Origin of the sequence: Tenacibaculum aiptasiae (assembly GCF_965221665.1) — a bacterium.
GTDB classification, from domain to species: Bacteria; Bacteroidota; Bacteroidia; order Flavobacteriales; family Flavobacteriaceae; genus Polaribacter; species Polaribacter aiptasiae.
Map to the genome: position 1 here is coordinate 1,078,797 of NZ_CBDCSN010000002.1, position 14,374 is coordinate 1,093,170.

The window sequence follows — 14,374 nt, forward strand, 5'->3', positions numbered from 1 at the left end:
TTATTAATTATTTATAGGCCTATTATCTATTTCCTTTTGTCCCCCGTTTATGGAAATTCTAATAGCCAACAACCAAACATCGCAGTTAAAAAAAATACTGCAACTTCAATCTAAAAATATAGACTGTGGTATTAAAACTTCAGTCTATACTATTAATCCTGTATATGGCGAAGGTTTTATTATAAGCTACTTTTTTGACGGCTTATTAATCAATATTATCAGTGCTAAATTTAAAGAGGACTTTTTATTTATATCTAAACACAACTTAAGTGCTTTAGAACTCTCTGTTTTAATGGAAGGTGAAAAAATTATTCGCTCTTCAAACTTTAAAAGTGATTTGATTCTTGAAAAAAATGAAAGCTATCTTTTATACGACGATTGTGAAAGTAAAAAGATTATTTTTTACAAAGACAAACCTCTCAAAGAAGTAAAAATTAGGATGTATGATGACTTCATTAAAAAGCATCAAATGCAAGTTCTTTTATCAAACGATAAAACACTTAGTTTAAAAAAATCTAATCGAAATTTTGCACATCAGCTAACTTCAAAAATGGAAGAAGTTGTTTCTGAAATACTTTCAAATTCTCAAAAAGGATTACTAAAAAGGATTTTTTTAGAATCTAAAACGTTAGAATTGTTACATCTTCAATTAAACTTTCAAACGAAGAAAACCTATAATTCAGATAATATTTTAAAGAAAATATACAGAGTAGAAACCATACTTCAAACCAATCTACACAAACAAATATCTATTGAGCAACTAGCTCGTATGGTGTTATTAAATCAGAATGTTTTAAAAAATGAATTTAAGAAATTGTTTGGCGAAACTATTTTTAACTACACTAAAAAGTTAAGAATGAGTAAGGCTAAAAACTTTCTAATCCATACTCAAAAACCTATTTATGAAATAGCAGACATGGTAGGATATAAAAATCCTACCCATTTTACTGCTGCTTTTAAAAAGTTTGAGAAAATAACTCCCAAAGAATTTCGTAAAAACCATGTTTATATTCCTTAAACTAGGATTTACATTCATGCTTTAATTTTCTTAACTGAGCGTTAATCATAAGTTCCATTCTACGTAAGCTTTCACTTTCTAAACTCATACAAGCATCTACCCACATATTTGTAATATCTCCTAGTTCATTTTTTTGCAGAGGAAAAACTCTTTTAATGCATTTATAATGGTTGTATTTAAAACTAAAACTCGATTTATTTAAATAATTAACTACAGCTTCTATTCCTGATTCATTTGTAAAAATATTGTCCACCAGCCCCATTTCTTCAACTTCTTTTGCTTTGTATACATTTCCTGTATTTAAAACTTCTAGAGCCGTTTTTATATTTAATTTTCTACATAAAAAACTATAGGCTCCCATCCCTGGAAAAAGGTGAAATTTATTTTCTGGTAGGCAAAACTTTGCTGACTCATGAGATAATATAATATCATGCGCCATTGCACATTCAAATCCACCACCATAAGCATTTCCTTCAACCAAAGCAATGCTTAAAACAGGTAAATCAAACGTATTATAAATGTTATAAATAGCATCTATACACAAATTAGCATACTCCTCTAAGGCCGTTTTATTATGAGATTTTATATTTTTTAAAAAGTAAGGTAAATCGCCTCCCATATTATATACCTCATCATGAGTTGATGCAGACACAATGTATTTTAATGGATATCCATTGTCTGAAAACATCATTTTTAAGTCTTTTTTCAACTCATTAAACTCTCTCAATATACCGATTGAAAAATTAGGAACTCCTCCTGACTTGATACTCCAAAGCACAAGCTCATGCTCTGGATAATAGTTTACTTTAAAATTTTCATATTGTTTTATCATTGTCCTATTTTTTTAAGATGTATTCTAAGACACATCTGTTTTACATCTATTTAACCAAGCCTCATCTCTATAAGCTTTGGCTTTTTTCCCACCATCAATATGATTCCAACCTGGTGGCATAAAAATGTATTTTACTTTATCTGAAAAAGTTGGTGCTTTTTTAACGTCATTCCATAACTCTTTCCACATTAAAAATTGCACATCTGAAAAACTCTCACTATTCAAAGTATCGTGCATAATTCCATAAGAAATTTTCTCATTATCTAACTCTTTCTGAAATGTTTTGAAAATGCGATCCCAAATACTAAATGTTTCTCCATAATTTCTATCTAAATAAATATGGTTTTTAGCATGGTGAACCCTATGAACTGAAGGTGTTATTAATATCTTATCTAACCATTTTTGTTTCCCTATTACTTTTTCATTTACATGCGTTAAAGTTGCATACAAACGTGCAATAGGCTCAATGATGAATATCATTAATGGATGAAACCCTAAAATAGGTAACCATATAAAATTAAAAGGAGTAAAAAACACATCGAATATGGAACCTCTAGCAACCACAGTTAAATTCATATCTTCCGCTGTATGATGCACTCCGTGAATACACCATAAAACACGAACTTTGTGTCCTAAAAAATGAATAAAAAACACTGTGAAATCATATAACAAATAAGCTATAATCCATACATACCATTGAAAACCTAGATCAAACAACCTATGTTCGTATAACAAAAACATTGTACCAACAATGAATACTTTAGACAATAAAAAGTAAGGAATACTTTGTACTATATATGATAATATACTAACCACTCCTTCTTTTTTTCTTTCAACATAATTAGTTAAAATAAGGATTCCCCATTCTACTAACATAAGTGCAAGTACTATTACACTCATATGCTCTAACTGCCCTACTATTTTTTCTATAGATGATAAATCCATTTCTATAAATTATTATTTAAAAAAGTACATATTTGCATTACTGCTGCTTTCGAAGCTTCTGTTTCTCTCAAAGGGTTCAGTACAATAAAATCATGAATAGTTCCTCCATATCTTGTTGAAATTACTGGTACCTCAGCCATTCTTAATTTTTTAGCATATGCTTCTCCTTCATCTCTTAACACATCATACTCTGCTGTGATTAAAAGTGTTTTAGGTAAATTTTTAAGTTCTTCTAAACTTGCTCTTAAAGGTGCTACTGTTGGAAGTAAATGTGTTTCCTTTTTAGGTGCATACACTTTCCAAAACCATTTCATTGTATCTCTTGTTAAATAGTGTCCTTTAGAAAATTGTTCGTAAGACCCTGTGTTCAGATTCGTATCCGTTACTGGGTACAATAATATTTGTCCTTTAAGTTTAGGAACTCCTTTCTCTTTTGCCATCATAGCAACAGCTGTTGCCATATTTCCTCCAGCACTATCTCCTCCTACTATAATTCTAGTAGGGTCTAAACCATATTTTTTTCCATATTTTGAAACAAATAATGTTGCTAAATAACCTTCTTCATTGGCTACTGGATATTGCACTTCTGGTGCTCTTGAATAATCAACAAAAACAACTCCTACATTTGCTTTTAAAGCAATATCTCTCATTAATCTTTTGTGAGTTTCAAAACTATTGAATACCCATCCTCCTCCATGGAAATAAATTAAAGTAGGTAATAACTTCCTTCTTTTTTTAGGCTTTACAATAATCACTTTAACCGCTTTATTTCCTTCTTTAAAAATCGCCTTAGTAAAAGTTACTTTTGTATATGTTAATGTTGAATCTTGCTGCATATACTCCATAGCATTTCTACCAACATCCAATGGCAATTCTTGCAATGGTGCTCCATCATAGGAATGTACTGCTTCCAGAAATTTCTGAACTTTAGAATCTAAACCATAACTTCCAGCTAGTTTTGTTTGAGCTATGGATGTAAATTGTAATAAAACAATTATAATAACTAATAACTTTCTCATACTATGCTGCTTGTTGTAGTACTTTTCTTTTCTTACTTCTTTTAGAAATTACATAATTGTTAAATAGATACAATAGTGTAAATGTTCCTACATTAATACCTAGCATTATTAATAAAACGGCTGGCTCATTGTATGCTGAGAAATCTAGAAATACTAACAACCAATAAATTAAAATCCATTGTATCATATAAAAAGTAGTTACATTTTTACTACAGTAAAAAAACAATCTGCTTATGTAATTATTTACAGGCAATGCTTTTTCTATTAAATAATACACCCAAAAAAGCACTAAAATAATTCCCATTAATCCCATACTTCCTCCTGGGCCTAAATGATAATAATCTCCAAAATGGTATTCGTAATTATAATCGCAAAGTAATTTCCCTATCACTAGAAAAATTAAACCTAAATAGAGCATAGGTCTAAATAAAGATTTATCTGCATTTTCAGGATTTTCTTGATAACGCAACCCTATGTATAATCCCATTAGAATAAATGAAAGCCAAGGAAATAATGGAAAGTACACATCAAAGTTATTACCCCAAACTAAATTCAAAATATAATCTACACCAGGAACACCTAATTGTATACCACTCACAATTTTGGAAAGCCACATTATAACTAATGCTATAAAAATTAATACTCCCTTATTTTTTATTAAAAACTTAAAAGATAGTCCTATTAAGAACAATGATATTCCTACTAACTGAAACATATCTCCTTTTAAGAAATAGTTTAATAAACTACTAAGGTTACTTAATTCGAGTCCACTAGCTTTTACAAAACTCTCTGGGAATCCTCCAAAAAATAAAACTGGTATGATAAATCTTAAAAAATTTAAAATATATCCTAAAGCAATAATCATTAATGCTTTTTTTAAGATTCCATTTTTGTTTGCATTTCTTGAGAATGCAAATGAGATTCCCATTACAATAAGAAATACAGGAGATCCTCTTTCTAATAACTGCCCTATATTTCCTGTAACTGTATTTTCCCAAGTTTCCATACTTGAAAAAATCATTAAAACATGTACAGGAATCATCATAAGAACACTAAAACCTCTTACAAAGTCTACTGCTCTTACTCTATTTTTTGTTTTCATTTTTTATTTTTTACTATTTTTTATTCCAACTTAATTTCTTCGATAATGACTTTCTTTTTCTTCTAGGTTCTGGAATATTTTCTTTTTTGTATCCCATAAAAAAAATTCCTAAAAACTGCTCGTCCTTTTCTAGGTTTACATATTCCTTTCCATACTCTAAAGTTGCTGGAGAGGAATCCCAATAACTACCTAAACCTAAAGAAGTACAACTCAGCCACATGTTTTGCACAGCACAAGAAACAGCAGCTAATTCTTCCCATTCAGATAGCTTTGCTTTTTTATTTGGTGTAAATACAATTCCTATTAAAGTTGCATTTTTAGCATAGGTTTTAGTAGCTTCATAACGCTCGTTAGAAAATTGTTTTTCGGTATATAATTCTCTATAATAAGATGCCATAAACTCACTTAAATCCAATTGATGCTTACCTTCTAAAACTACAAAACGCCATGGTTGTGTTACTAAATGAGTTGGTGCCCATAATGCGTTTGTAACTATAGCTTCTATCGTTTCTTTTTCAATTTTTTTGTTTGCATAATCATACGCGTAAGTACTTTTACGCGTATGTATAACTTTTGTAAGCTCTTCGAAATTCATCTTAAAAAGTTTCTGCTACTTTATTTATTCCTGCTACTTCTTTTTTAAATTGAGCAATTGGATTTATTAAAGTTCCTTCTAACTTTAAGCTTTCTATTGGATCGGCTAGAGTTAACATTTGTTTTGTATTTCCTAGTTGTAATCTATTTAAACAACAACGGTCAAACTCATTTACGAATAAATCATATCGTTCGTATTTTTCTGAAAACTCTGGATGTTCTTCTTGATATTCATAGACACATTCTGCTACTAATTGCCAAAAATTATATTCAGAAAAATTCGCATGAGTATCTAATTGTTGTCCCATAAAACGGAAAATACAATCAAAAACATCTGTGAAAATTGATAGTATTTTCATTTTATCAGAAGTCTTCGTAAACAACCTATCTGCATGTTCAGGTAAATGCATTGTTTCGTTGAAAACAATTACTTCCTCTGTAATATCTTTCATTAATACATGTACTGGAGTATTTTCTTCTAATACCATTATTAGATTTTCTCCATGTGGCATAAACACAAACTCGTATTTATAAAAGCAATGTAACAATGGTGCTAAATATGCTTTTAAATATCGCTGTATCCAAGTAGCTGCTCCATATGGAGAGGCCTCTATCAACGAGCCTAATAACGAATTCCCTTGGTAATCTACATGCAGCAAAGCTGCCATTGTAAATACTCGTTGATTAGAGGCAATCTTTATAAACGGACTTTCTCTCCATAATGCAGACAACATTTTATTATGTGGATTTGTTTTCCCTAATACTTCATAATAATGATTATGATATCCTACAGTAGCAACTTCTCCTAACATTGTAAAGCCATTCTCATTCAAGTAGGTATCTTCTGCTAGTAGATTTGTTATCCATTTAGTAATATGCGGAGTACTTTGCATATAATATGGCGATAAACCTCTCATGAACCCCATATTTAGAATGGATAATGCTGTTTTTGTATATAACTTTTCTGGATGTGAAGCATTAAACAATGTTCTAATAGATTGTTGTGCCGAAAACTTATCGTCACTTTCTCCAACTAAAACAATATTTTTCTGTGCAATGTCTGCTCCAAAAACTGCCACTATTTTATTTTTCCATTGCCATGGATGCACTGGCATAAAAACATAATCTTCAGGCGCTAAATTATTTTGATGTAATACCTCATTAAAACCAGAAATTTTATCTTTTCCTAGTTCATTTAACAACAACTGTTCATACTCATATCCTTCAACAGCTGTATAAGTTGCGTATTTTTTATGTCCTGCTATCCATAAAATTTGGAAAGGTTGATTACCTTCTGGTGCATATGCATGATAATCGTCAATATTGAAACCTATTCGACCATTATTAGCTACAAAACAAGGATGTCCTTCGGTCATACCATGCTCTATCTCTTGGAAACTTTTCTCTGCTAATTCTTTTGCTGAAAATTTTTCATTTAGATATTTATAAGCTGCTCCTGAAAGTGTGCTTGTAATCTCTTCTAAATAGGTTGCTAAAAACTCATCAGGAATTCCTAATGTAGTTTTAAACTCAACAATGAAATGTAATGCATCTAAATACAATACATCTTTTGAATCTTCTTTTGTTTTTTTAATACTATCAGCATCTACCAACCAATGATCTAGCAAATATTTTTTTGCTTTAAATTGATAGTTAAACTCTTTAGCGTCTGATTGTATTTTATACAAATTCCATCCATCTTGCTCTTCAAGAAACTCCGGAACTAAAATAAGCTCATGAGAAAATTCACTTATCGCTTTTTTTATTAATTGACGATTTACAAATTCCCATACTTGAGGTTGTAAATGTGCTATATTATTTTTCATTGTTCTCTAATTGGTTTAAAGCTTCCTTGTACATTTCTTCAGTACAAAAAGCCAAAGCTGCTTTCTTATAAGACAAGTCTATTTCCTTTTGATAAACAAAACCTGCTTTCTTATTTAACTTGTGAATTTTTTCATTGTTTACATCGGGTTCTACAACAACTCTTGCTACTTGTGGTAAACTGAAAAAATAATCGATAATGGTTGAAAATACATGCCAAGTAAATTGAGGTATTCTTTTTTCTATTGGAGCAACTAATATGTGCATCCCATAATCACTCTCTTGCGCTTCGTAGTGTTTCGCTATGATATCTGTTGAAGCTTTATAACGTTCCATTAAAAACACAGGAATATTATTTAACATTCCTATGTAAGTATGATGATTTGGATTTTCTTCTATCTCCTGATATTCGGCACGTACTTCTTCTAAAGATTTATCTAACATTCCCCAATATTTAGCATAGGGTTGTGTAACCCAAGTATACAACATTGGTGAATCTGTATCTACATGAAATGGGCGAATACTTATAACTCCCAATCCAGCTATTTCTTTGCTAAATACTTCTTGATTCGTTTGTACCATGATTAAACTTCTTGCATTTTAAATGCTGCTATTGGGTTTTGCAGTTTCCCAGCAAATTGTAATAAGGCTACTGGGTCATCTAAATCAATCATTTGTTTATGATTATTTAACTGCAACCTATTTAAACATGATAATTTGAAATCTTCCGCAAACAAATCGTATTGTTCAAACTTTGCTACTAGTTGTGGGAATTTTGCTTGATATTCTTGAATGTTTTCTGCCACTAATTCCCAAAAACGATTTTCACTATAATCCGCGTGCTCTTCTAAAATAGGTGCTAAGAAACGGAAGAACCCATCAAACATATCAGTAAAAATTGATAGTAATTTTACGTCTTCTGGCACTGGAGCATACATTCTCTTTAAATGTTCTGGCAATTCAACCTCTGGATTTAAAATACAAGCTTCCTCTGTAATATCTTTTAATAATGCATACACAGGAATATTATCTTCTAACACCATAATTAAGTTTTCTCCATGTGGCATAAACACTAAATCGTAGTAATAGAAACAATGTAACATTGGACTTAAATATGCCTGTAAATATTTACGTAACCAATTATCAATTGAAATTCCTGAATCTTTGATGATTTCTGGTAATAATGCATTTCCATGATGATCAATATGAAGTAAAGCTGCCATAGTTAAAGGCTTCTGATTTTCTTTAACTACTGAATAAGGACTTTCTCTCCATAAAGAAGCTAACATTTTGTTATAATCGTTATGAGGCCCGAACTCATCAAAATAAGGATTCACATAACTTACTGAACCTATTTCGCTAAGCATTCTAAATCCATTTTCTTGGATATAGCTATCGTTGTATAATAAATTCTCTAACCAAACTGCCATTTTAGGAGCTGTACCTAAGTAATATAAAGGCAATCCTCTCATGAATCCCATATTTAAAATAGACAATGCCGATTTTGTATAGAATTTTTGCGGATTAGTCACATTGAATAATGTTCTAATAGATTGCTGCGCTAAATACTGATCTGGTCCGTAGCCTAAGCAAATTAAATCTCCTTTTGCTACTTCTGGAGAAAAGATATTTGCTAGCTTGTTAAACCATTGCCATGGATGAATTGGTAAGAATAAATAATCTTCTGCTTTGTATCCTTTTTCTTCTATGGTTTTATTAAATTGTGCAATGGTCTCTGCATCTAATTCTTGTTGTATTAATGTTTCGTATGGGAGCGACTCTATAGCAGAGAAAACTGCTTTCGATTTATGTCCTGCTAACCATAATAAAGAAAATGAATTTCCTGCTTCTGGTGCATACGAACGGTAATCGCTACTATCAAAACCTATTCTTCCATTATTAGCAACAAACCCTGGATGTCCTTCAGTCATAGATTGCTCTATAGTTTGAAAATCGGCCGTAGCTAATTCTTGGGCTGTTGGATTTCCTTTCGTTATTTTAAAAGCACTTCCGTATAATGTACTAATAATTTCTTCTAAGTATACTGGCATTTTCTCATCTGCGATACCTAATATTTTTCTAAACTCTTTTATAAAATAAATAGCATCTACTTCAGTAATAGCATCTTTTATATACTTTTTAATTGACTTTTCGTCTATCATAAAATGATTTAATGCCATTGGCTTTGCATTAAACTCGTATCGTATATCTAAAGAATCTGTATAAACTTTGTAGTGTTTATATCCATTACTTAATTCTTCTATTATTTCGGGTTTTATTAATAGTTCATGTGAAAATTCACACAATGCTTTTTTTACTAATAATAAGTTTGCTTGTTTCCAAACGTTTGGTTGTATATGTTGAGTTGATTGTTGTGGCGATACCACATTATCTAAGGTGTTCATGGCACTTCTTTTTGATGGTGAAAAAGATTGAATTTGGTTTTTATAGTTGATTTTGGTTAAAAATGCTAACTGAGCTGTTTTATTAGGTAACTCAATTACATTAGCCAATTGAAATCCTATTCTTTGGCATAAAGCAAACATTTTTTTGTTTCGAATATCTGGCTCAACAACTATTCTATTAATTGCTGAATTTGTAAAAACAAAATCCATAATTGATCGAAACATGAACCAAGTAAAATTTGGAGTTTTTGGCTCTTTTGGCGGAGCAACAATAATGTGTACTCCACAATCTGATTCTTTGGTTTGATAAAAATTATTGATAATGTCTAATTGAGGATTGTAACGCTCTAAAACAAATGCAGGTTCGTTATTAAACATTCCAACAAAAACATCATAATGTTCAGGAGCAGTTAATTCTGTATACTCTTTTTCTACATCTTCTAATGTAGCATTTGGCATTCCCCAAAAAACAGCATACTCTTTAGTTACCCATTTTTGCAAAAAGACACTATCTTCTTTTACTTGAAAAGGACGAATAGTAATCGTTCCAAAATCGTTATATTCTTTTGAAAAAACTGTGGTGGTTTGTGTTGTTGACATTTCTTAAGCTTTTGCTAGTTGTTTATGAACTTTTCTTACCGACTTAAACACAAAAAAGTATAATACTAAGGTTAATAAAAATCCTACTAAAGCAATGGCAAAGGGCATCTGTAAACCAAATTCATCTACTATAATTCCTACATTTAAAGAAGCCAATAAAACTCCTAAATTTTGAAAGAAATGTATTTTACTATAGTCTACAGAATATGATTCTGGAGTACTTAATTCAAATAATAAAATATCGAATTTTACTACCCCTTGAAAAATTGCCCATCCGTAAACAATTCTTCCTAAAATCACAATTCCGTCATAAGGTATTCCTTGCAATAAAAGACCAATTAACCCTATAAATAATGCATTTATAATTCCTTTATGCCCTTCTGATTTTCTTCTGTTATTAATCCATAAGGCTACTAAAGCAACAAAACCAGGAATTGCATAAATAGTTCCTGAAACTAACTTGCTTTTATAAGCTGAAAAACTTTCCCAATACGATGAAAAGAAAGGTCTAATTAAAAAGTCACTGAAATATAAAATCAACGTAATTAGTCCTAATTTTAAAATAAACCCTTTAGGTATAAACTTCTTCTCTGTATTCTCTAGCTCTTCTGAAATGATTAAATCTGTAGCGTACTTTTTACTTTTTAATAAATAAGCACTCATTGCCATTTGAATAAAATCACCTCCGGCCATAATTAAAAAGATACTACTTGGTGCTATATAGTCTACGGTTATTCCTCCCAATACCGCTCCTAATATTCCTCCTAAATGCACAACTACCGAAAGTAACCCAATAGTACTTGGGTGTTCTTCTTTGGTAATAATTTTAAGAATATAAGGGTATACCAATAAATAACTCCCTTTAAACAATACCATAATTAATGATACTATCCAGAAATTTAAATATGATGTTGTATAATAGCAATACAGAGCTAATACACCTGCCATTGCTTGGGTATATACTAAAATGTTAAGTTCAGAAACCTTTTTAGAAACATATGCCCAGAATGGAAATGCTATCATAACCATAAAACAAATAGCAGCGAAATAATACCCTACGTTTTTGGGATTGGTCATACCAAATCGAAGCTCAAAAAACTGTGGATAAAATGGATGCAGTAGATAATCACTTACTACTGCAACCAATGTCATTACTATTAAAAATGTTTTTAGCTTCATATTTCTATGCTAAAACATTTAATTGAATTTCTTCTTCCTTAGTAACATCAAACTGTTGGAACGCTATTTTTTGTTCAATAGGGTAGTGCTCAACTCCTGTCATTTCTTTAATTATGTAAGAGTTTCTATAAGCTACCATTCCTAAATCTGGAGTTACAAATCCATGTGTATGTAATTCTGCATTTTGCACAAAAATTTCACTACTATTTTTATCAATACTATAGTTTCTATTTACGTCAAAACGACTTTGTTCGTCCCATTGAATTCTATCTGAAATTTCACTTAAGAATTCTGGTAAATAATAGCTATATCCTGTTGCTAAAACCAAACCTTCTGTTTCGTGTTTGAAGTATTTATCTTGCTCAACTTGATGTAATTCTAAGCTAATAGAATTGTCATTTAATTCAGTTTCCTTTAGCTCAGTATTTGTTCTTAAAGAAACTTTTAGCGGTTCCTTAGCTACAACTCTCTTAGCATATAATGTATCGTGAATAGCTCCTATTAAATCTTGGTTTACACCTTTGTATAAATGCTTTTGATTCTTAATTAGATGGTCTCTCTTCTGAGGAGGTAAATTATAGAAGTAATCTACATATTCAGGAGATGTCATTTCTAATGTTAACTTAGAATATTCTAGTGGGAAGAAACGTGGAGAACGTGTTATCCAATTTAATTCATACCCTCTAGTATCTACTTCTTGTAATAAATCATAAAATATTTCGGCAGCACTTTGTCCACTTCCTAAAATGGTAATCTTCTCTTTTTCTTGTAAACTCTCTTTGTACTCTAAGTACTTAGATGAGTGCAATGCTTTTCCTTTTAATTTTTTACTACACTCAGGTATATATGGTTGAGTTCCTGTACCAAGAACTAACTTTTTAGCTTTATATATTTTAATCTCATCTGTTTTAGTACAAATGCTTGTTACAATATAAATTCCTTGAATTTCATCGTAATTAATATCTGTAACATTAGTATTAAAATAAACATTAGATAATTTACTAATTGCCCATTGACAGTATTGATTGTACTCATTTCGTAATAACAAAAAGTTTTCACGTATATAAAATGAGTAAATTCTTCCCTGTTCTTTTATGTAATTTAAAAAACTAAACGGATTTGTTGGATCGGCAAGTGTAACTAAATCTGCCATAAATGGAACCTGTAATGTTGTATCTTCTAATAACATTCCTGGGTGCCAATCGAACTTATCTTTTCTATCTAAAAAAATACCATTTAACCCTTCTATTGGTTCTGTTAAACATGCCAAACCTAAATTAAAAGGTCCTACTCCTATTGCTATAAAATCTGCTACTGTACTTTGCATTATAATAATTCTGTTTTTGGTTGAAACTTCTTTCCTGTGTCTTCTATCATTTCAATAATATTTAGAAGATTGTTTAGCGTATTCTTTGGATTTAGCAATGTGAATTTTAAATAAATACTACCATTCAATTTTGTACTCGCTATAGAAGCTTTACCTGATGCATACAACGTATTTTTAATATGTAAGTTTACCATATCATGTGTTGGCTCATGTGCGGCTTCTGAGTTTTTATATCTAAAAACAAGCGTACTTAACTCTGGTACATGTGCTAATTCGAAGTTTGGATTAGCATTCATTTTTTCATGTACACGCTTCGTTAAGTTATGTACTTCTTCTAAATAAGATGCAATTGTTTTAGTTCCTAAAGTTTTAAGGGTTAACCAAACTTTTAAAGCATCAAATCGGCGGGTGGTTTGTATTGATTTCTCTATTAAATTTGGACGTTCTTGATCCTTGTTTTCAAGTGGGTTTAAATAATCGGCGTAATACGAAATATACTGAAAGTGCTTTTTATTATTGGCTAAAAACGCACTACAACTAACAGGTTGGAATAATGTTTTGTGGAAATCTATGGTTATAGAATCTGCTATTTCTGATCCTTGAAAATGATGTTTATGCGTGTCTGTAAGTACATAACACCCTCCATAAGCTCCATCAATATGTAACCACATATTGTGTTCTTTGGCAACCTTTCCTATGGTTTGCAATGGATCAAAGCTACCATAATCTGTAGTTCCTAAAGTGGCAACAACTGCTACTGGAATATTTCCTTCCTGCTTAACTTTTTCAATTGCTAACACTAATTCATTAGCATCCATTCTCATTTTAGAATCAGCCTTAACAGGAATAACGGCATCATAACCCATTCCTAACAAAGCTGCATTTTTCTGAATACTAAAGTGTGCTTTTTCTGAACAGAAGAAACGAAATTTACTTATTTCATCCGACCAACCATTTTGCTTGATATTAATACCATAATTCTCAAAAGCATAATGATCTCTAGCCATTAATAAAGCCATAAAGTTCGATTGAGTTCCTCCACTTGTAAATACACCATCTGAATTTTCAGAAAAATTAAACTCGTTACAAATCCAACGAATAACTTCTTGTTCTATAAAAGTTGCTGATGTACTTTGATCCCATGTTTCTACAGCAGTATTAATAGTGGTGGCTATCATTTCTGCTACTATTGACGGTAATGTTATAGGACAATTTAAATGTGCTACATAATTTGGATTATGGAATGCAATTGCTTTTTGTATATACAATTCATTCAGCTCTTCTAAAACAGTATCTAATGATTGAATATCTTCAATATTATCTAACTTTGCATTAAGTTTGTCGTTTTGAATTTCTGCTAACTCATCTCCTTTGTAGAATTTTCTGTTTGATAAAAACTTTTGAATGTAGTTTAGCGTTTTTAGTGTATACTCTTCGTATAATTTCACTGACTCATCATTAAATAGGTGATTATTTAATGACAATTCTTTTAGTGAAGGGCTTTCTTTAAGAATCATTATTTTTATTTA

12 protein-coding genes are annotated in these 14,374 nt (G+C 30.7%); 1 reads left to right on the top strand and 11 read right to left on the bottom strand.

The features are described from left to right. Positions 1–49: 49 nt before the first annotated feature. Complete coding sequence (locus tag ACOQN8_RS05205) at positions 50–1,018, top strand: helix-turn-helix domain-containing protein (protein WP_420551880.1); 969 nt, start codon at positions 50–52, stop codon at positions 1,016–1,018. Position 1,019: 1 nt separating this feature from the next. Here the strand turns inward: ACOQN8_RS05205 and ACOQN8_RS05210 are convergent, their stop codons facing one another. The 11 genes from ACOQN8_RS05210 to ACOQN8_RS05260 are packed head-to-tail and all read right to left on the bottom strand — an operon-like array spanning position 1,020 to position 14,362. Next, positions 1,020–1,850: a crotonase/enoyl-CoA hydratase family protein gene (locus ACOQN8_RS05210; protein WP_420551881.1), complete on the bottom strand. Its 831-nt coding sequence runs from the start codon at positions 1,848–1,850 to the stop codon at positions 1,020–1,022. Positions 1,851–1,874: 24 nt separating this feature from the next. Next, positions 1,875–2,795 carry a sterol desaturase family protein gene (locus ACOQN8_RS05215; RefSeq protein ID WP_217701345.1) on the bottom strand — a complete coding sequence of 307 codons (921 nt, stop codon included), beginning with the start codon at positions 2,793–2,795 and terminating at the stop codon, positions 1,875–1,877. 2 nt (positions 2,796–2,797) lie between these two features. Then, positions 2,798–3,814, bottom strand: a complete 1,017-nt coding sequence (locus ACOQN8_RS05220; RefSeq protein WP_420551882.1) for an alpha/beta hydrolase — start codon at positions 3,812–3,814, stop codon at positions 2,798–2,800. 1 nt (position 3,815) lies between these two features. After that, the gene (locus ACOQN8_RS05225) at positions 3,816–4,916 is read right to left on the bottom strand and encodes a heparan-alpha-glucosaminide N-acetyltransferase domain-containing protein (RefSeq protein WP_420551883.1); all 1,101 of its coding nucleotides are present in this window, start codon (positions 4,914–4,916) and stop codon (positions 3,816–3,818) included. Between the two features lie 13 nt (positions 4,917–4,929). Next, positions 4,930–5,511 carry a nitroreductase family protein gene (locus ACOQN8_RS05230; protein WP_150898251.1) on the bottom strand — a complete coding sequence of 194 codons (582 nt, stop codon included), beginning with the start codon at positions 5,509–5,511 and terminating at the stop codon, positions 4,930–4,932. A 1-nt stretch (position 5,512) separates the two neighbouring features. Further along, entirely contained in the window at positions 5,513–7,336 is a 1,824-nt protein-coding gene (locus ACOQN8_RS05235) for an IucA/IucC family protein (RefSeq protein ID WP_420551884.1), read from the bottom strand. Further along, the gene (locus ACOQN8_RS05240; protein ID WP_420551885.1) at positions 7,326–7,916 is read right to left on the bottom strand and encodes a GNAT family N-acetyltransferase; all 591 of its coding nucleotides are present in this window, start codon (positions 7,914–7,916) and stop codon (positions 7,326–7,328) included. The genes ACOQN8_RS05235 and ACOQN8_RS05240 overlap by 11 nt, the downstream gene beginning before the upstream one ends. 2 nt (positions 7,917–7,918) lie before the next feature. Further along, on the bottom strand, positions 7,919–10,339 hold the full coding sequence (locus ACOQN8_RS05245; RefSeq protein WP_420551886.1) for a GNAT family N-acetyltransferase: 2,421 nt from the start codon (positions 10,337–10,339) through the stop codon (positions 7,919–7,921). A 3-nt stretch (positions 10,340–10,342) separates the two neighbouring features. Beyond that, entirely contained in the window at positions 10,343–11,518 is a 1,176-nt protein-coding gene (locus ACOQN8_RS05250) for an MFS transporter (protein ID WP_420551887.1), read from the bottom strand. Positions 11,519–11,522: 4 nt separating this feature from the next. Further along, positions 11,523–12,845 carry a lysine N(6)-hydroxylase/L-ornithine N(5)-oxygenase family protein gene (locus ACOQN8_RS05255; protein WP_420551888.1) on the bottom strand — a complete coding sequence of 441 codons (1,323 nt, stop codon included), beginning with the start codon at positions 12,843–12,845 and terminating at the stop codon, positions 11,523–11,525. Next, positions 12,845–14,362, bottom strand: a complete 1,518-nt coding sequence (locus ACOQN8_RS05260) for a pyridoxal phosphate-dependent decarboxylase family protein (RefSeq protein WP_150898246.1) — start codon at positions 14,360–14,362, stop codon at positions 12,845–12,847. The genes ACOQN8_RS05255 and ACOQN8_RS05260 overlap by 1 nt, the downstream gene beginning before the upstream one ends. Positions 14,363–14,374 lie beyond the last annotated feature (12 nt).

Bases quoted from the DNA above. Each gene is read 5' to 3' on its own strand.
- ACOQN8_RS05205 (WP_420551880.1), top strand. From the start codon at position 50: ATGGAAATTCTAATAGCCAACAACCAAACATCGCAGTTAAAAAAAATA.
- ACOQN8_RS05210 (WP_420551881.1), bottom strand. From the start codon at position 1,850: ATGATAAAACAATATGAAAATTTTAAAGTAAACTATTATCCAGAGCAT.
- ACOQN8_RS05215 (WP_217701345.1), bottom strand. From the start codon at position 2,795: ATGGATTTATCATCTATAGAAAAAATAGTAGGGCAGTTAGAGCATATG.
- ACOQN8_RS05220 (WP_420551882.1), bottom strand. From the start codon at position 3,814: ATGAGAAAGTTATTAGTTATTATAATTGTTTTATTACAATTTACATCC.
- ACOQN8_RS05225 (WP_420551883.1), bottom strand. From the start codon at position 4,916: ATGAAAACAAAAAATAGAGTAAGAGCAGTAGACTTTGTAAGAGGTTTT.
- ACOQN8_RS05230 (WP_150898251.1), bottom strand. From the start codon at position 5,511: ATGAATTTCGAAGAGCTTACAAAAGTTATACATACGCGTAAAAGTACT.
- ACOQN8_RS05235 (WP_420551884.1), bottom strand. From the start codon at position 7,336: ATGAAAAATAATATAGCACATTTACAACCTCAAGTATGGGAATTTGTA.
- ACOQN8_RS05240 (WP_420551885.1), bottom strand. From the start codon at position 7,916: ATGGTACAAACGAATCAAGAAGTATTTAGCAAAGAAATAGCTGGATTG.
- ACOQN8_RS05245 (WP_420551886.1), bottom strand. From the start codon at position 10,339: ATGTCAACAACACAAACCACCACAGTTTTTTCAAAAGAATATAACGAT.
- ACOQN8_RS05250 (WP_420551887.1), bottom strand. From the start codon at position 11,518: ATGAAGCTAAAAACATTTTTAATAGTAATGACATTGGTTGCAGTAGTA.
- ACOQN8_RS05255 (WP_420551888.1), bottom strand. From the start codon at position 12,845: ATGCAAAGTACAGTAGCAGATTTTATAGCAATAGGAGTAGGACCTTTT.
- ACOQN8_RS05260 (WP_150898246.1), bottom strand. From the start codon at position 14,362: ATGATTCTTAAAGAAAGCCCTTCACTAAAAGAATTGTCATTAAATAAT.